The following is a 19,496-nucleotide window of genomic DNA, read 5'->3' as shown; positions in this document are numbered from 1 at the left end:
TTGTCTAAAAATTGGATACATCGTAGGCGGCCTTCTTGCCTAAAGTCACATATACTCCTACATAGAAAAAATGGTCGCTGGAAGCCAGGACAGCCTTGTTATCCACCTTACCGAACTCATTCTTCCGGCAAAGGATATTGCTGGTGGAAGCATGGATGATTACCTTCTTGCTTGCCAGGAAGGTCACACCCAAATCCAGACTGTTATAAGGCTTCACTTCATCGTTCATCAGACCCGGCAGCATGGAGTTATGATAAGGACGTCCGCTACTGAAACGGTCGGTCACGCTGACAATGGAACGCAGGCGAGGCAAGGAATACTTCACCACCCAGGCTGCATTATGCCGTGTAGCATACTGAGGAGTAGTCAGTTCCAGATACTCCCGATATTTACGTTTGGCTATATTATAGGTATAGGATAACTGGTATTCCAGATTCTTGAAGGACGCTCTATCACGGAAGAACAAGTCTATGCCTTTGCTGTGTCCATAACCGTTGGAGGTCAAGAATACAGCTTTCGTATCGGCATCCGTTTCCTCCAATGCCAGACGGTCATAATCCTTATAATAAAGTTCAGCTTTACAGAAACGCCCTTCATAGTCGTACTGAACGCCCAAATTGTACTGCATACATACTTCCGACATCAACTGCGGCCGACGCACCAAACAGTTGTTCTCGGGCAACTGTGTGTATCGCCCTACAATCCCCGACAGCATCATGTTTCCCCAATAATAGTTCGCCGCCAGCCGGGGAGAGAAATTCATCTTACGGTTCGGAGAAGTGTATTCCGTGCGAAAAGAAAACTCCATCTTCAATTGTTCCATCGGATAATAAGCCATCGAAAAGAAACCCGCACCAATGGTAGGCGACATGCGATTGCTGTCATCCGTCCCGCACAACAGATAATGATTCCTGTAATTGCGGATATAGCTCTCTATCCCCATATCCAGGCGGAATACCGATGACAGCCGTTTGGAAACTTTAGCCTTCAGATGCGTCTCTTGCTGACGTTCCAGCCAGTTATCACCCGAAACAACTGCTCCTCCGATTCTCCGGTTATAGTAAGAATAGGCCGCCCCTGCAAACCAACTCCACTCTCCGGAAGTATGCCTGCGAAAGGTTGCATTTACATAGATATTGTCTTCACCCAGCCCGAACAATCTGCGGTTATCCCCTTCGTAAGTGGAAAAGTCCGTCCGGTCGTATTGTGCGTAAACCTTCCATACCACTCTTTCATCAAGAGTATAACGGAACTGGACAGCTCCGGAAAACATCCGGTAAGGCTTCTCGAAATCCCTCCTGCCCGAATAAACCTTGTCATACAAACCCAGGTTCTGATAATTCAAGTCAACAGACAAGGATCCTCTGTCAAAAGTCTTTGTGCCCCCTCCACCAACACCGACAACGGAAGCGTTCACTCCGACTTTATCGACCTTGCTGTAATCTTTTGTTTCCAATGGCAAGACTGCCGAAAGCGCTTCTCCATATTCTTGTGAAGCGCCTCCCGAAGCAAGGTTTACCCCACTGAACATAAATGTAGAGTAACGGCTGCGAGCAGGGGTATTTATTCCGTTCGAAGTATAGGGATTCAGTACATGCATTCCATCAATAAAAGTCTGCGTCTCGTAACTGCCTCCACCACGTACCAGCAATTCACCGGTTTCACCCTGCACTTGCGTACCGGGCAAAGTCTGCAATGCCTTGTATAAATCACCGTTCGCACCGCCCACCGTGACCAGTTCCACCGGATGCATATCGCTCCAACGGCTGTTGGCAGCAGGAGTTCTGGCTCCTTTTACCACTACTTCTTCCAAAGCGACACTGTCTATATTAAAATTCAGACGTACTGTATCGGTCACTGATTTCTGCGCTACGGAAGGCTGTGTATAAAGTAATACACCCAATATCCCAAAGACTGTTTCCCGTTTCATATCTTTACATTCGTTGTGTTTCCTGCCGCAAACATAAAGGAAGGGTATAAGACAAAAAAATATCCGGGACAGACAGCCCGGATATGTGACAACCAACAAACTCTTTGTGACGAACAACGTATTTCTGTGACGAGTGACTAACTCTTTGTTCGGTTTTCAATCAATGCTTTCACCTCTTTGGCGTATGCGCGTGAAACCGGAACATCTTCTTCGCAACCCTCCAGATTCAGCTTATATCCCTGAGAGTTTCCATCTACTTTCACCACCATCCGGATGTTTACAAGAAAGGCCCTATGGCAACGGATAATAAAAGGGCAAGCAGAGACAGCTTCCTCTGCCTGCTTCATGGTGGCACGCAACAATCTCCATGTAATTTTCTTTTCTTTATCCGAATCTGAACGGTAACCTACTTTTACGTAATTCCCCTTTGCCTCTGCATAAAGGAAATCTCCGGCCTTTACTTCCAGCATTTCTTTGGTGCCACCGGCAAACACCAACGCTTCTTCCGAGGAAAACACCTTGTCTTCCAAGCTCGCTATCCCAACTTCCGGGGATATTCTCCTTGAAAGGTGACCGTTCATCTCCATAGCTTCTTTCAGATTGCGGGTCAGTTGCAAATTGCGGTTCCACATCAGAAAAAATATGGTAGGAAAAGGTGCCAGCACCATTACCCAAGACAAAGCCAGAAAGAACAACCGCTTGTCCAACCACATTCCCATCAACCATGATTGATAGGCCCAAATCCCCACTGCTATCAGCAACAACATCAGCAGCAAATTCAACACATGCTTACCCAATGTCCAGTTCTGCTCCTTGTAATAAGCAGGAAATAATGCCGGAAGCAAATAGGTGAAAACTCCCGAAGCACCTGCCGCAATCAATGCAGAACCGGCAACCACCCCAAACACACTTCCCTTTATCCGGGAAATACCGAACGGCTGAAGTATATATAATATCAGAAAAATAATGGCCGAAGGTATCACTACTGCCTTCCAGCGTTGATAAAACGTAGGATAAGGACTCCGCCAAAGTTCCACCAATTTCCCCATAAGTATATAGTCTCTCTTGTTTACATGGTAATATATGCAAAGATAATACATTTACTCAACACATGCTCATACAGATACTATATTATCAATCTGTTTTATCACACGACAAGGATTTCCCACTGCCACACAATTCGCAGGAATAGAACGGGTAACCACACTCCCCGCCCCGATAACGCTGTTCCTCCCGATGGTGACACCAGGCAAAATGACAACCCCTCCACCAATCCATACTCCATCCTCTATTCGTACAGGTAAGGCATACGTACGGCAGATTTCTTGTTCTTCCGGACAGTCCTGCACCATACGTTCATCTACTTTGGTAGAATGGGTTGCCGTATATATCTGTACATTAGAGGCTATTAAGACGTTGCTACCTATGTCAATACGATTGTTGTCCACAAAGGTACAATTCATGTTGACAATTACCTTGTCGCCCATAAAAATATGCTTGCCACATTCACAATGGAAGTCAATATCCACATGCACATTCTTGCCTACATGTCCCAACATCTCACACAACAACTCCCTCCTGCGCTTGCTATCGGCATAATCTGTGGCATTGAATTGTGCCAGGAGACGTTTTGTACGCAAAATCATCTCCACTATTTTCGGATCCCTGCTTCCTATAAAAGGTTCGCCAGCCATGCACTTTTCATATTCTGTTTTCATACACATCCTGTTTTTGCGGACAAAAATACAAAACTCTAATGTATAGGAATTTATCCTATGTTAAAAAATACCCCTTTGCCCTGATACGACTCAATGATTGTTGTGTAATGCCAAGGAAAGAAGCGATATGTCCCAAAGTCACTCTATGAAAAAGGGCCGGACACTCACTCATTAATTTTTCATAACGCTCATACGCAGACAAGTTGAGGCGAGATATATGAATATCTTGTAAGCGAAGAAAATTTTCCTGTTGTAACACCCTCATCCAATTTGCAATATCTATATCTGACTTATACAACTCATTAAGCGTTTCAATGGAAATAGAATAGACCAGTGTTTCTTCCAATGTTTCCACGTATTCAAAGCCTGCTTTGTTCCTATATAAATCCCACGAGCCACAAGCTACATCACCTTCCATAGAGAACCATGTCGTTATTTCTTTTCCATCGTGCAAGGTGTACGAGCGTGTCATTCCCTTCTCTATGAAGTGGACTTGCCTATCAAATTGTCCTGCACGGATAATAAGTGTTTTGACAGGAAACACTTGCTTTTCAAAACCATGTGCCAATATCGCCAATGCTTCATCTGAAACCGGATAATAAACTCTTATTGTTCTGACAATATTCTCCATACTAAAATATCCCTTTTTACAAAGGTATAAAACAAGGAAGAGTTTGCGAAACTTGCGTAACATATTTGTCATATATAGATTGCAAAATCTAGTATTTCTAAAGAAAATAAAGGATGAATGGCTATTTTTTATGTTATAAAACACATTTCTCGCAAACATTTCGTATCTTTGCAACGTTATAAGATAAAAGAAAAGATGTAAAAACCCGCTTTCCGAAACGCGGAGAGCACAAAAAGATGAGAATTATGAAAAAGAATGCAAATGAAATTTTTATGTTACAGTACCAAATCAAACGCTATCAGGCAATGGGTAATGGAACAATGTGTCAAACACTGAACGGTAAACTACAAAAGCTGCTTGCAAAGCAGTCACTCGTAACCATGTAAAAAAACACCTTTAAATACAATGAATAAAGGGCAGGGAACTTTTCTGTTCTCTGCCCTTTTTCTTTTTTATCCATCTATACTAATGGTTAGCACCAACAACAAACTCACTTTGCATCCTTATCTCCCTACCGTCAACCGAAATTCCTTGTAGGGTAATTATATATATTCCGTTCATATCCGAAGTATAAAAGTTGAGTGTACCCATAGCGGAAGTTATCTCCGGATTCCAATAAAGTGTATGCCGAAAATCCGGTAAGCGAGAACCGGCTTGTTTCTCTGAATTGTATGATGGAGCAACAAATGCGATTCTCTTTTGTGGAAACTCATAAGAAAACATCTGTGAATTCTTATCCAAACGTATATCAGGCAATGTTCCCCGATGGGTTATAAACGAAACAATTCCATCATACAACTCCCCGCCAAAAGTATATTTGCCAGTATAACGATGTATATAGTGTATCAAACGGGCATCATAGTTCAGAATGGTTTCATGGTCATCAAACGGAATCCCGTCTAACAACACCAGTGTTTTCATATTACTGAATCTCCTTATATCCGGTTGCAGTATCCGGATGACATCTTTACCTTCCAGCTGACTGATACGTATTCCCTTAACAAATTCCACAAAAACATCCCTCACAGTCCTGAAACGAACATACTCATCCAGATTATAAGTGGAAGCGGGAACAAAATCATAAAGTTGTTGCAATATACTCTTGCTATACGAAGAATCTACCGGCAAAAGAGAATGTAATTGCGCGCTGAAACCACGCTCTATCAAGTCTTCTTTCCGAAATGACACACAGACTTTAGGAAGTTTTTCCGCCAACACCCCGACAAAAGGAGAAATAAGCTCCAATCGGCAGGGACTTTCCTCCTCCGGTAATGCAGTTAATACAATCTCCTGCATATCCGTTATTCCGGTCGTATAAAAAGCATAAATAGCGTCAGCCTTAGGCTGTCCGCCAAAGACACGAATATCCTTGCCCACACATGCCAGACGTGCATTTACATTGTCAGCAGGCGCTCCCATCAGCCTGCCGGTTACAATATGCCCTTCACACTCTGCAGCAAATGACCGTTCCGGAACACTTGTATAGTTCTTCTGCCCGTCGGCTGATATTGGAAACCCCTTTAGCACATAGTCTTTTCGTACTACGGACAAAGTAAGCTCCTTGACATCAGCAGGCAGATTGGGTAATGTCAAGGCTACTTTACTCCGGTTCCCATAGACCGATTTATCTGTCCATAAGTCCGCTCCGGAAAGCTGATTGCCGGAAGCTTGTGAAACGGTAATGGAATCCGTGAAAAGTTCCACATTATCCTCCTCTGTTGTCTGAACAGTATTAAGCAAGGCTATATACTTCTTTGGGAAACAAGCCATAGGATAGTTCCTCATATAACGCGTATATGCCGTCAGTTGGTAAGCTCCGGTATGCATGACTTGCGGAAGTCTGATACGTCCCCATCCATTCCCGTTCTGCAAGTCGATTTTACCTTGTGCGTATACCAGCTTCGTGTCACTTATCTCTACATAAGCTACTTTGCTTAATACGCTTCCACGAGACAAGGAATCCGTCACACAAACTTTTATCCACAAATCTTCTCCAGCCACATAGCAGTCCTTGTCTGTATAAATACGCATATTCTCAACAATTTGAGCGTGTAATCCCAATACAAGAACCCAACCTATAATACAAAATATCACTCTCTTCATATCATTTCAATATTAATTCATTTCATCCGGCCAGAAGGAAGGCTTTTCCAAGCTGGCACCTAAATAGCGTACGTCTGTACAACCTCCGGAAACCCATGCATAACCTACCATCAATGGATAAGCAATAGCATATCCCATCACATATAAATCCATGTACGAATCTGCCCAACCTCTAAATTCTTGGCAATAACCGTCAGGAAACCTATAATATATATCATCGGCAGAAATGAAAATACGATATTTTGCCACATTCATGCTAACTCCCACATAACCAACTACATTTTTGCCTGAATTGTTGCAAATAATATTCGTAGGAAGTTCTGAAGGCTGAGGAATAAACAATCCACCCATTTCTTCATTGATTTTTATTTTCTCCTGATAATATTCGTATTCGCCCCTCGAAATCTTACGCTGCTTCACCAAAGTGCTATAATGATGAAAGACACGGTTATTATCCGCCTTTATAGAATAAAGCCACTTATCCTTCAATTGAGCATCCTTATTTGTTCCTGTATTACCTACTATGATTTTAGCCGACTTATTATGACACCATCCCCGTGCATATGGTGTAGCATCAAGATCAACCACCTCATCAGTGGTAGGGTCGTAACGGAACTTGGGATTATATACTGCCCTCACTTCCCAATCTTCCTCGTAACTCCAGAAATAACATCCGCCATCTTCACTCCGCATAGAAAAGCGGATAGAGATGTCACCGTATTTTTCCGGTTGCTCGTAGGTGACGTCATCTATTGTTTCTGTCTCCAATGGATATTGAGGCTCCGAAGTATAAATATCCCCTTCATACACAATCTTCAGACTATAGCTGGCATCCTTATTCAAAGAGCCAATTACAACTTGGTATTTTCCATCTCCCAAAGAAGTGCCATTAAAGCAAGAACCATCACTTCCTACTACACTGACTTCTGCATCTATCTTGTTATAATCTTGAGGAATTCCTTCTACATTCAAAGGAAAGGAACAGCTCAAGGAAAAAACGACTGTACTATCTGATATGATATTACCTTCAACTATAAGCACCCTCGTACTACTCTCCGGCAAGTGCGCATTGAATTTATCCACACAACTGCCAATAGTGAGCCACAACAAGCATATCCATGTTACTATATATTTTGCATTATTCATCGCTTTTAATAATCAAAACAGATTGATTTCAACTGGCCAGAAGGAAGGCTTTTCCAAGCTGGCACCTAAATAGCGTACGTCTGTACAACCTCCAGAAACCCATGCATAACCTTTGAATCCCGTACGTGGGTCCGGGTCCGGATATGCAATGGTATACCCCATCAAGTATAAATCTAAAAATGTATACTCTTCTTTCAGCCCTTTCGCTCCCTGACAATACCCCTCAGGAAGCCTATATTGTATATCATCTGTAGAAATGAAAATACGATATTCCGCCACATTCAAACTGACACCAACATATCCAATAGCCTGTTTATCTGAACTTTCACATCTAATGTTCGACGGCAATTCCGAAGGCTGGGGAACAAACAACCCACCCATCTCCTCATTAAGCTTTATTTTCTCCTGATAATATTCATATTCACCCTTCGAAATCTTACGTTGTTTCACTATAGTACTGTAACAACAAGAAAAACGAATATCATCTGCTTCAATGGAATAGAGACACTTATCCTTTACACGATTATCCTTGTTTATTTCCATATTACCTATTATTATCTCGGACGATTCACTGTGACACCATCCGCGTGAGTATGGTCTGGCATCATAATCAACAACCTTGTCTGTATCGGGATCATAAGCACACATAGGATTGTATACTGCTCTAACCTCCCAATCTTCTTCATAATTCCAGAAATAACATGCAGCATCTTTGCTTTGCATGGAGAAACGGATGCTGACATCACCATACTCCCCTTGCTGTTCGTAAGTGACATCGTCTATGCTTTCCGTCCCTATCGGATATTGAGGTTCGGAAATATAAGTATCTCCCTCATAGACAATCTTCAAGCTATAGCGAACATCCCTATGCAATGTTCCGACAGCAACCCGGTACTTTCCATTACCCAACGCAACACCACTAAAACTGGAGCCATCCTCACCGGTTACACAAACTTCAGCATCCACCTTATTGAAATCAGGAGGAACCCCTTCCACATCCAAGGAAAAGGAACGGCTCAAAGAAAACACGACAGCACTATCCGATATAATACTACCTTCAACTATGAGAAGGCCGATACTACTTTCCGGCAAATGGGCATTGAACTTATCCACACAATTACTAAGGAACAACCATAACGGACATATACATATCACCCAATATATTTTATTCTTCATACCCTTTCAAAATTTAATATTATAAGTAACAAAAGGAATGGGAGCACCGAATATGGACATCTTGTATCCTTGAATCCTACCCTCCTCGGACACAAAATAGACAGAGTACACATTCTTCCTTCCGGTCAGGTTATAGATACCGAAAGAAAGGGAACTGTGGGTCAACAATGTCAGGTGATGGCTGGGTTCAATATTGAACGACAAATCCATACGGAAATAGTCGGGAACACGATAACTGTTACGGTCGGTATAGTAAACCTGCATCTTTTTCAGACCCTGGTCGTAGTATTGCCCGGCAGGAATTGTGGTGGGACGGCCCGTACTGTAATCCATATTGAAAGACATGCTGTAACGACGGGTAAACTTGTAATTGCCTACAAGCTTGAAGTCATGCGGCTTGTCATACTCGGTCGGATACCATTCTCCACCATTGATGGGACGGGCTATGCGCGGATCATTCTGACGCAAGAAAGTGCGCGAATAAGTATAGCTCATCCATCCGTTCAGTTTTCCTACCTGTTTCTTCACCTGAAATTCTACGCCGTAGGCATATCCCTCCGTATTGATGACATCCGTCTCCAGATGGTGGTTCATCAGGATTTGGGCGGAACTGCGATAATCCAGATAATCAATCAGCTTTTTGTAATATCCTTCTACAGATAATTCCAGAAGTTGCCCCGGCGTATTATAGTAGGCACCTGCCGCCACCTGCCAGCCACGTTGAGGCTTGATGTTGGGGTCGCTCAGCTTCCAGGTATCCGTAGGAGACATAACGGCAGTATTCGATACCTTATGGATATACTGCCTCATCGTATTGAAACCGGCCTTTACGGAAAAATCATCTGTAAAGGCATAACGTGCCGACACTCTGAATTCCGGTCCGTGATAGGTCTTGATGACCTTTCCATTCCCCGCCGTGATAGAATCCGCCACCGAAGACATGGAGGGCAGCATACCTTCCTGATATGTATAGTAAGTGCGCGGTCCCAAAGCATTGAGCATGGAATAGCGTATACCCGCATTGATGGAGAGCCTGGAAGTTATATCCCATTCATCCCCTATATAAACGGCACTTTCCAGTGCTTTATCCTTTTGCAGTTCATCATATCTTACCAGCGAATTAGGCCCCACCGGCTCGTAGGTCCCGGAATTCACATTATACAGCTGGCTCATCAAACCAAAGTTCACTGCATGGCTATTGCCGGCTTGATAAAGAAAGTCCGCTTTTCCAAACCATTGGTTAATGGCAAAAGACAGCCGTGCGGCAGACGCTTCCTCCACCGTTTCATCATTTCGGTAATCGTAGTGGTCATAACCGAAAGAGAAGTTTCCGGTCAGCTTATCTGCAAAGACAGTCCGCCAGTTTGCCGAGAAATTCATATTGTTGTAGGCATACTTCTCATTGTCATTAAAGGCAAAACGGTCGTGACTATAATAGCCATAGACATTCAGCTTGTTGCGCTCGTTCACCGTATGCGAGAAGACAGCCCCCAAGTCATAGAAACCTGCTTTCCCGTCACGATACCCACTTTTGTTGGGCAAGGTCTTCATTATCCAGTCCGAATAGGTCGTACGTCCACTCAGCAGAAGGGAAGTCTTTTCCTTAATGATGGGAATCTCGAGATTCAACTTACTGGTCACAAGCCCGATACCTGCAGAACCGGTAAACTTTTCCTTGTTCGCCTCCTTGCTGGTGATGTTCAGTACGGAAGCGATACGCCCGCCATACTGGCTGGGGATACTGCTCTTATAAAGTTCCGCATCCTTTATCATGTCCGAATTAAAAGCCGTGAAAAAACCGAAAAGATGATTGGGGTTATAAATCGTTCCGTTATTGAAAAGAAGCAGGTTTTGGTCGGCGGCACTCCCACGCACATTGTATCCGCTGGATGCCTCTCCCACTGTCTTGATGCCGGGAAGTGTCTGTATCATCTTCAGCACATCCACCTCACCCATAGCCGTAGGAATGTTTTTCAGCAGGGCAGGCTGCAGCTTCTCCATTCCCAACTGCACACTTTTCACGTTCTGTATACGCCCCGAAACAATAAGCACCTCATCCAGCATATGGTCTTCCTCTTCCAACTCGATATGGACAATGCCTTCACCATAAAGCATAAATTGCCGATGGGTCACTTTGATATTCATCCCACTAATTTCAAGAATATTATAGCCTGCAGGCAGGTCAATGGTAAATTCCCCCTGACGGTTGGTCGTCGTAGCTACCCACGGCTCTCGATGAATGATGTTGATACCATCCAGATTCTGGCCGGTCTTAAAGTCAGAAACTCTTCCGGTCAAAGTTATCATATCTCCGGGGGCAGGCTTGTACTTGTTTCCTATCTCATAGACCTTATTTTCTGAAGAAGACTTCACAATAGGAATGTATGAAGGCAATAGTTCCTCATCCGTCTCCAACTTTTCCCCCATCAATACCGGTGGCAGCGAGGTGGCCAGAAAAACCTCCGGCAAGACAAATATTCTGTCACCATAAACCGTCACCTTATAGATAGTAGCTGCCAAAGCCTCTCTCAAGTACTCGGCAGTGGGGTTCTTCACCTCTGCCCGCTTCACTTTAAAAGGAACCGTTATCGTTGTATAAATACGGCAAGACGTGCCCTTTTCTACTGCATCCATCAATTCGAATATGGAAATGCTGTCCATAGCCATCTGTTGCTGTGCAAACATGCCGAAAGGCGACAATAGGAGGAAAAAGGCTACTGTATATTTAAGATTATGTGCTTTCATATTATTTTCCATGAATTAAGGAATCAATATATTCCGTTAACCGGGTCATTGCCCGGACACCGCCATCTTCCTTGAAGTCCAGCCGCTCTTTCCGGCAATAAGCCTTCAACTGCTTCTTGTATGTAGGAAAAAGTTTCAAGAAACCCGAACGGGAAGTTATCACATAATCGGTTCCGCCACTGCGAAGACTGAAATAGCTCTTTTTCTTGAACCGGCTGTAATAAAGATCGTTTTTCTTCACCTGAGACTCCATTGTGGATACGATATACTGTGTCAGGCACATTTGCGGACTATCATATAGCAACGCAGCGAAACAGTCACCCTGCGGTACAAACTTCTGTCCTTCTATGACAAAATAATCCACTTTCCGCATATCTACCTGCAAGGTTATCCGTTTCTCCGGAGTAACCACAATCAGACTCTTTTTATAGGTATCATAACGGAGCTGCAAATCCGAGTAAAGCCATCTGCCATAACAGACAGCCCCCTCGCGAAATTCATCCGTATTCCAATAGGGATGGTTAAGATACTTCTGCTGGTTATAATTTTCCTCTGCCTTACCGGAGTAAAGAGCAGCATAATCTCCTGCCGCTTTTCTGAATTCATCAAAAACGGCTTGTTGTGCACAAACCAAAGATGGAAAACATAGGACGCATAGTAGCGTGTAAAGGTGTGTTTTTCGCATATATGTGAAGTGTTATAGGTGAGGATAATCACAAATATAACATTTCACTTTTAAAAATAAAATTATTATTATATATAATTCAAATAAAAACAAAAAATAGAGCCATAATCGGATGCTAAACACAAAGCTAAACATTTAGCATGCAAGCAGAAGCACATTACAATAAGATTAAAGCACCATTCATCCTCCACCATCAATTATACTTACATATATTTATAAAAAAACGATACAGCACAATCGCTCAAGCCGCAACAATATCCTTCCCGAAAGGAGTCAATGCCAGCCCTGCCAGCTTAAAGTGTTGGATACCGAAAGGAATGCCTATAATGGTGATGCACAGCAATAACCCGAATCCCAAGTGCGAAAGGCAAATCCAAATGCCGCCCAAGAATATCCAAAGAATATTCATCAGCACATAGAGGCAACCGTTGGAACGTTCCCCGCTACGAACCTCTTTGCCGAAAGGCCACAAGGCAAGGCTTGCCATTTTCAAGGTCTGCATACCGAAAGGGATGCCAATAATGGTGAACATCATCAATAAACTTGCAATAAGATACTCCACAGCAGTGATGATACCTCCAAACATCAACCACAAAATATTCATAAAACAGCCCATAGCTTTCCTTTTTTTGATACTGAACACAAATATAGCATTATTTATTTGAATGTTCCGTCTCCCAGTCACTAAATTCAAAACTCAGCTGTTCCCAGACTCCTTTCTCCTCCCCCTCTTCACGGGGGTTGGAAACGGAAAGCCCAATCAAACGGATAGGATGATGTTCATAATCCACTTCCTGCAGCAATTGCTTTGCCAAAGGCAGAATCACGTCAAGGGCAACCAGCTCCTTTGCTTGGGTCATACTGCGGGTAATCTGGCTAAAATCATGAAACTTGATTTTCAGCGTCAGCGTATTCCCGCGGAAATTGGCGTGCTCCAGTCGCCCCACCAGCTCCACTGCCGCATGGTACAGCTCTATAATGACGGATGAACGCTTGCTGATGTCCTTCTCCAACGTATGTTCGCAACCCACAGACTTGCGGATGCGGACAGCCTCTACCGGACGGATATCGATGCCACGGGCAAAATCATAATAGACTGTCCCCACTTTGCCAAATTCGCGGGTCAGCATCTCCAAAGACTGCATACGCAGCTGTTCCCCGTTGTGAATCCCCAAAGTGTGCATCTTCTTCGCCGTTACCGGTCCCACTCCCCAGAAACTTTCAATGGGCAGCCGGGCAACAAAGTCCAGTGCCTGGGCAGGATGTATGGTGCAAAGCCCGTCCGGCTTGCGGTAGTCCGAGGCTATCTTGGCAAGAAACTTATTATAGGATATGCCGGCAGAAGCCACCAGATTCAACCTCTCCCGCATCTTCCGCTTTATCTCCTTCGCGATGTCTACAGCCAATGGAATGCCCGGTTTATTCTCCGTCACATCCAGAAAAGCCTCGTCCAGCGAAATGGGCTCGATGACATCCGTATATTCATGAAAGATTTCGTGTATCTGGCGGGAAACGGATTTGTAGACTTCCATCCGTCCCGGGATAAAGATAAGTTGGGGGCACAGCCGCTTTGCCTTCAGTGACGACATGGCAGAACGCACCCCGAAACGCCGTGCCTCGTAACTGGCTGCCGCCACCACTCCCCGCTCCTCCGCATGGCCCACGGCAATGGGCTTGCCCCGCAATGCAGGGTTATCACGCTGTTCTACGGAGGCGTAGAATGCGTCCATATCGATGTGTATAATTTTTCGTCCGGTCATTCTTCTTTCAACTCCCCGATACAAAGATACACTAATTTTTCTTCATCCGAAGTATCCGCCGATAGACATAAATGAAGGCTGGTATTAAAAAGGCATCTGCAAAAATCCATGCAGTAGGGTCACCAAAACACACGGCCAGATAGCCGAAAGCCGGAACAGCCAGCAGGCTGACCAGTATCCGGGCAATCATTTCCGAGACACCGGAAAGCATGGCAAGATTGGTATATCCCACCCCCTGGATAGTGTATCGCAGGATGCAGAGCAGTCCCAAAACCGGGAAAAAGGAAACGGAAATGTGCAGGAACAACTCCGTATTCTTTAAAATCTCCAACTCAGAGGCATCTACAAAGAACAGGGCAAAAGTCCTGGCACCGAACATCAGTACACAGAAAGTGAACGCCCAATAAACAATCATCATCAGGGTGCTTGCCTTGACTCCCATCCAGATACGTTCCGGCTTGCCCGCACCGTAGTTTTGCCCGCTATAGGTGGCCATTGCCATGCCCAGACTCTCGAAAGGACACATGAAAAACATCTTGATACGCATGGCTGCCGTGAATGCAGCCACACAAGCCGTACCCAAAGCATTATTGGCGCTTTGCAGCATAATGCTGCCAATGGCAGTAATGGAAAATTGCAGTCCCATGGGTACGCCGATGTACATCAGTGTGCGTGCCAAAGCACCGTCGAATTTCCGCTCGGCTGGCGTTGTCTTCAGAATGTCGAAACGACGCATCATATAGATGTAGCACAATATGGCCGAGACGCCTTGTGAAAATACGGTAGCGATGGCAGCTCCTGCCACTCCCCAACCCAGTACCAGAATGCAGAACAAATCGAGCAGGATATTCAGTACCGTAGAGAGAAGTAGAAACCAAAACGGCGTCTTGCTGTCACCCAATGCACGGATAATACTGGACAGCAGATTATAGAAGAAAGTAAAGGGAACCCCGATAAACGTGACAAGCAGGTAATAATAGGCTCCCGTGAATATGTTCTCCGGCGTACTCATCATGTGCAGAATGTCTGCACAGTAAAAGCTGGTAACCACGGCAATGACAACAGACATCACCGCAGCCAGCTGCAGGCTGACAGCCACATAACGGCGCATCGTGACATAATCCCGCGCACCGAACTTTTGCGCCACGGGAATGCCGAAACCTCCGCAACAGCCATTGCAGAATCCCAGAATAAGAAAAACGACCGAAGTGCTTGCCCCGACTGAAGCCAAGGCGTTGATACCCAGAAAGCGCCCCACGATGGCTGCATCCACCAATGAATAGGTCTGTTGCAGCAGATTGCCGAGCAGTAAAGGCAAAGTAAAGTTGAAAATCAACGGAAGAGCCCGTCCTTCCGTCATTTCTCTGGATGTTGCCATAAATCTAATACCTCCGAAATTGGGTGCAAAAATACGAAAAGATAGCGTTTACAGACTTGACGAAGGTCAAATTTAATAGGGAAGCTTAAGGAGAAGGAAGGCGAAGGACAAATCGTTCCATCATGGGGAAAATATTATTCCACCACTAGGAAAAAATCGTTCCACCATGGTGGAACGATTTTTCCTCCACGATGGAACGATTAAATCTATGCAGATTCGGAGCTTAGTATTTACACTCGCGAATTATCTCTATCAGCTGCCGGAAATCTTCGGGATGAACATCTCCGATATTGCCGATACGGAAAGTGTCGGCTTGCGAAATCTTTCCCGGATAGATGACAAATCCACGTTCTTTCAGTTGTGTGTAGAAAGTTTTGAAGTTGAAATCGGCATAAGGATAGAGGAAAGAAGTAATAACGGGCGATTGAATCTCGTCCGGCAGCAACGTTTGGAAACCGAGGGAACGCATGCCGTCCACCAGCACGCGGTGGTTCTCGCAATATCTGTTGTGACGGGCCTCCACACCGCCCTCCTCTGCCAGTTCGTCCATGGCTTGCTTGAAGGCGCGGACCACGTGTGTGGGAGAAGTAAAACGCCATTTGCCATGTCCTTTCTCCATGGCTTCCCATTGGTCGTAAATGTCGAGAGAGAGTGACTTGGAGACGCCCTTGCAGTGCAACAGCTCGGAACAGCGGGCGATGATGAAGCCAAATCCCGGAACGCCCTGGATGCACTTGTTGGCACTGCTGATGAGGAAGTCTATGCCCAGTTCGTGTACATCGAGGGGAACACCGCCGAAGCTGCTCATGGCGTCTACAATCAGTTTCTTGCCGTGCATCTTGACGAGGTGGGCTATCTCCTTGAGGGGATTGAGCACGCCGGTAGTGGTTTCGCAATGCACCACGGCAACGTGGGTGATTTCGGCATTGTGCGAAAGATAGTCGTCGACGTAGCTGACGGAGACTTGCTCTGTTTCGTCAAAAGCAAGCATGTCGTACGAGATGCCGTGATACTCGGCGATGTTGCCCATGCGGTCGCCGTAGGCGCCGTTGCTCAGTATGAGGAGTTTGTCGCCAGGCTTGATGACGCTACCGATGACGGCTTCCACACAATACGTGCCGCTGCCTTGCAGGAGGATGGAAGTATAGTCGCCGGTATGCTGGGTGGCGAGGGAGACGAGGGACTTGCGGATTTCTTCCACAATGTGGAGGTTGTAGTCTTCGTCCCAGGTACACCAGTCGGTCAGCATGGCTTCCTTGACGGTTTGTGAGGTAGTAAGGGGGCCGGGGGTAAGGAGAATGTAGGGTTTCATATGCATTGAGTTTTTAAGTTTATACGTTTATAAGGGTTACAAAATCTCAAGTTTACGGTTTATCTCGGCGATGACTGCGGGGAGCTCGGCAATGGTATCGACCACATAGTGGGCACCGGCGGCAAGCATGCGGCGGCAGACATCGGCCTTACGGGCTTCGAGCTCATCGGCAGGCAAGGAGGAGACTTCCTCTTGCGTCAGTCCCAGTTCGTTACTGCCGAGGACTACGCCGACGGTCCATGCTTTGGCATTGATACCCTCCTTGATGTCGGCGATGGTGTCGCCATACTTCAACACACAATCTACGGAGGGGATGGCGAGGTCTGCCATATTCTTATATATCATGTAGGGAGCAGGACGGCCTGCAGGCAACCCGTCGGGAGCGACGCAATTATCTACCGCATAGCCTTTGGCTGTGGCGGCAGGCAGCACAACATCCATCATAGAGCGGGTATAGCCGGTGGTGGAGCCAATGCGGATACCTTGCGCACGCAGTGCGGAAATCGTTTCCACCACACCGGGAATAGGGTCGGTATAATCTTCGAGCGAGGCAAACAACACCCGTTGGAATTCGGCATAACGTGCCTGCACGTCTTCCTCACCGGCGGGACGGCCGAATTTCCGTTCAAATTCCGCACGGACACGCTCTATATCGAACAGCGCACGGATTTCTTCTACTTTGGTCAGCCCCATGTGCGCACGTGTTTCGGCAGCTGTGACGGGAACGCCGATGGCCCGAAAGCTCTCGACAAAGGCGGCGACGGGAGCAAAGCAACCGTAATCGACGGCAGTTCCTGCCCAGTCCATAATGATACATTCAATTCTTTTCATACGATATATTATTATTCAGTCTCAAGAAGCAAGGAATTGCCCGGCCGGGACCAACGGCGCAAACGGAAAAGGGAAGAGCCCAACGGTCCCGAAGCATTCTCCTTGCGATAGCGCTGCACCAGGTAGACAGCCGAGCATAGGAAAGCCACGCTGCACACAATGCCGGCATAGCCCGACATCAGGTTATAGAAATCCAGCCAGTTGATGTCCGGATTGAAGAATTCTTTGAATACCAATACCACCACCGTACCGGTATACCCGATAAAATCGAGTGTGACAATAAAGAACCCCACATTCCCCTTGATGCGGAAGCAGGCGATGAAACGCTCGAAGAACAACGTCTGGAAGCTGAGGTAAACAGTATAGAGCGACAAACTCTGGAGGAACAGCCACGTCATGGGTGGCAGTTGCAACCCATCGTAATTGAAGGCCACGAATCCCAAGGTCGCTGTGCCGCACGTCACAAGCACCAGCAGCAGGCACAGCACCTTTATATTACTCCTCACCGCGGACATCAGTCCGAAAAGCAACAAGATAATCAGTGTCACCACCGCATCTACCTTGGCAAATGCCCACGACGACAGCTCCGCCGCCTCCACATCCAGAATCTTCACCAGGAAGTCCTCCTTGATGTCCTGCAAGACGGTGATGAACAAGTTTGCCGCAAACAGCATCAGCAATACCGGCATGAAGCTCTTGAAGAGGTCCGCACGCGCCCTGCCGTCCAGCGTCACCCGTTCCGAGCGCAGTGCCCGGTCTGCCGCGGTAGGTTGCGGCATTCTCGTCATCAGCCAGCCCAGCAACGACAGCAGCGGGAAGGCAAAGGCACCGATAAAGGCAGGCATCCAGAACTCACTGATGTGGAGATGCTCCATCACAAACAGCCCGACGGACTTTGCCGTGCCCGAACTGATGGCAATGCTCAGCCCCATTAGGCTCGCCAGCAGGTCCGTCACCCGCCGCCCCTCGAGGAAACTGAAAATCACTCCCCACATGCATCCCAACGAAAGCCCGTTGAAGAACAGCGCAAAGACATTCAGCGGCCGGGGCAACGCTCCGAACAGCACCAGCGAAAGCTCGGCCACCGCCACCGAGAGGATGATGAACTTCAGACGGTTCTCCTTCTTCAGTTCCGAAATTACCTTGATGCCAATCAGCTTGGAAATAAAATAGCCGGAAATCTGCACGATGCTGGTTGCCGTCTTGTAATCCATCCCGAAGAAGTCGAGCCCGTCGAAGCCCGCAGCCGTAAACGGCTTGCGCAGCGCATAGACCAGTGAATAGGAGAGCAAAGCCGCTCCACCCGCCCAAAGGATGAACAAGGCATCAGCCAGTCTCTTGCTCTGTATTATCTGTTTTTTCTCACCGTTGAACATAGTGTGTCGTTTAAGTTCGTTCTTGATTTCGGCGGCAAAGATAGAGGCGGGTGCTGACAGCAAAAATGAATTTCCATTATTAATAAACTTCATGAGATGCTCCACTCGGCGCAGGAAGTGTACAATTACAGCGGCATCTACATCAGTTACAGCCTCTCTTCCTCCTCCAATGCCTTAAAGGTAGAGCCTTACCTGATAACCCCTGCCGACAGCAACGACCACGTCAAAGTGGTGCACATGAGCGCCTACAACACCACCCACTTCGGCACTGCTGTCTTCAACAACCACCAGAATGCCTATATCTTCTTCAACGAACGCGAGGCGCCCCAACTGGCCTTGTCCACCATCTACCTGCAACTGCCCATGTACGACTTTCCCCACCTGCTCAAAGGGCTCTACCTCTGTCTGGACTACAACCGCAACCCCATAGCCCGCCGCATCCTCTTCATCAAACACTCGGACAGCACCTCCATGGACGACTTCCTGGAACTGAAAGGCCAGCTCATCCCCCAAGACCAGCTGACCGACGAGCAACGCCCCTACTACAACTACACCTGCCAGCCGGGCGACTTCATCAAAACCTGCTCCGTCCCCTCTCCCCTGCTGAACGAGAAAGACCTGGAACGGGAGAAGCGGATGCTGGAAATCTAAGACAGCCCGGACAGTCCGGGAATTTTCACTTTGCAACCAAGTTGCATCTCCTTT

General features: G+C 46.4%; 16 protein-coding genes and 1 pseudogene. 2 read left to right on the top strand and 15 right to left on the bottom strand.

The genetic code is table 11. The annotated features are described in order from the left end of the window. Positions 1–4 precede the first annotated feature (4 nt). The 4 genes from ACESTD_RS01045 to ACESTD_RS01030 form a co-directional block, all read right to left on the bottom strand. Positions 5–1,930, bottom strand: a complete 1,926-nt coding sequence (locus ACESTD_RS01045; protein ID WP_009038103.1) for a TonB-dependent siderophore receptor — start codon at positions 1,928–1,930, stop codon at positions 5–7. A gap of 137 nt (positions 1,931–2,067) precedes the next feature. After that, positions 2,068–2,979 (bottom strand): LytTR family DNA-binding domain-containing protein, encoded by a 912-nt coding sequence (locus ACESTD_RS01040; protein ID WP_008665300.1) that lies wholly within the window; start codon positions 2,977–2,979, stop codon positions 2,068–2,070. Positions 2,980–3,045: 66 nt separating this feature from the next. Then, complete coding sequence (locus ACESTD_RS01035; protein ID WP_005832814.1) at positions 3,046–3,648, bottom strand: sugar O-acetyltransferase; 603 nt, start codon at positions 3,646–3,648, stop codon at positions 3,046–3,048. Between the two features lie 55 nt (positions 3,649–3,703). Beyond that, the gene (locus tag ACESTD_RS01030) at positions 3,704–4,279 is read right to left on the bottom strand and encodes a Crp/Fnr family transcriptional regulator (protein ID WP_373158594.1); all 576 of its coding nucleotides are present in this window, start codon (positions 4,277–4,279) and stop codon (positions 3,704–3,706) included. Between the two features lie 245 nt (positions 4,280–4,524). Between ACESTD_RS01030 and ACESTD_RS01025 the strand changes: the two genes are divergently transcribed. Then, on the top strand, positions 4,525–4,665 hold the full coding sequence (locus ACESTD_RS01025) for a hypothetical protein (protein ID WP_005832819.1): 141 nt from the start codon (positions 4,525–4,527) through the stop codon (positions 4,663–4,665). 79 nt (positions 4,666–4,744) lie between these two features. Here the strand turns inward: ACESTD_RS01025 and ACESTD_RS01020 are convergent, their stop codons facing one another. From ACESTD_RS01020 to ACESTD_RS00970, 11 genes are all read right to left on the bottom strand, one after another. After that, complete coding sequence (locus ACESTD_RS01020; RefSeq protein WP_227212788.1) at positions 4,745–6,310, bottom strand: hypothetical protein; 1,566 nt, start codon at positions 6,308–6,310, stop codon at positions 4,745–4,747. Positions 6,311–6,394: 84 nt separating this feature from the next. After that, positions 6,395–7,528 carry a DUF4249 domain-containing protein gene (locus ACESTD_RS01015; protein WP_373158593.1) on the bottom strand — a complete coding sequence of 378 codons (1,134 nt, stop codon included), beginning with the start codon at positions 7,526–7,528 and terminating at the stop codon, positions 6,395–6,397. Between the two features lie 12 nt (positions 7,529–7,540). Then, entirely contained in the window at positions 7,541–8,704 is a 1,164-nt protein-coding gene (locus tag ACESTD_RS01010; RefSeq protein WP_022401959.1) for a DUF4249 domain-containing protein, read from the bottom strand. A 6-nt stretch (positions 8,705–8,710) separates the two neighbouring features. Next, on the bottom strand, positions 8,711–11,449 hold the full coding sequence (locus ACESTD_RS01005; RefSeq protein WP_061412320.1) for a TonB-dependent receptor domain-containing protein: 2,739 nt from the start codon (positions 11,447–11,449) through the stop codon (positions 8,711–8,713). Position 11,450: 1 nt separating this feature from the next. Next, the gene (locus ACESTD_RS01000) at positions 11,451–12,134 is read right to left on the bottom strand and encodes a hypothetical protein (RefSeq protein ID WP_005832827.1); all 684 of its coding nucleotides are present in this window, start codon (positions 12,132–12,134) and stop codon (positions 11,451–11,453) included. A 241-nt stretch (positions 12,135–12,375) separates the two neighbouring features. Further along, positions 12,376–12,750: a YccF domain-containing protein gene (locus ACESTD_RS00995; RefSeq protein WP_005832831.1), complete on the bottom strand. Its 375-nt coding sequence runs from the start codon at positions 12,748–12,750 to the stop codon at positions 12,376–12,378. A 37-nt stretch (positions 12,751–12,787) separates the two neighbouring features. Further along, the gene (gene dinB, locus ACESTD_RS00990; RefSeq protein ID WP_057097794.1) at positions 12,788–13,894 is read right to left on the bottom strand and encodes a DNA polymerase IV; all 1,107 of its coding nucleotides are present in this window, start codon (positions 13,892–13,894) and stop codon (positions 12,788–12,790) included. Between the two features lie 31 nt (positions 13,895–13,925). After that, a complete protein-coding gene (locus ACESTD_RS00985; RefSeq protein ID WP_057097793.1) occupies positions 13,926–15,272 on the bottom strand; it encodes an MATE family efflux transporter in 1,347 nt (448 codons plus the stop codon). A gap of 223 nt (positions 15,273–15,495) precedes the next feature. Beyond that, positions 15,496–16,584 (bottom strand): 2-aminoethylphosphonate--pyruvate transaminase, encoded by a 1,089-nt coding sequence (locus tag ACESTD_RS00980; protein WP_022401953.1) that lies wholly within the window; start codon positions 16,582–16,584, stop codon positions 15,496–15,498. A 36-nt stretch (positions 16,585–16,620) separates the two neighbouring features. Further along, the gene (gene phnX, locus ACESTD_RS00975) at positions 16,621–17,415 is read right to left on the bottom strand and encodes a phosphonoacetaldehyde hydrolase (protein WP_022401952.1); all 795 of its coding nucleotides are present in this window, start codon (positions 17,413–17,415) and stop codon (positions 16,621–16,623) included. A gap of 11 nt (positions 17,416–17,426) precedes the next feature. Next, positions 17,427–18,884, bottom strand: coding sequence for a DUF5690 family protein (locus ACESTD_RS00970; RefSeq protein ID WP_081106195.1), 1,458 nt, complete (start codon positions 18,882–18,884; stop codon positions 17,427–17,429). Here ACESTD_RS00970 and ACESTD_RS00965 point away from each other — a divergent pair. Next, positions 18,885–19,442 (top strand): annotated as a pseudogene (locus ACESTD_RS00965) (hypothetical protein); the annotation flags it as partial. Positions 19,443–19,496: the final 54 nt, after the last annotated feature.

Source organism: Bacteroides sp. AR20 (genome assembly GCF_964250605.1).
Classification (GTDB): domain Bacteria; phylum Bacteroidota; class Bacteroidia; order Bacteroidales; family Bacteroidaceae; genus Bacteroides; species Bacteroides uniformis.
This window is presented reverse-complemented; position numbering and strand designations above follow the sequence as displayed.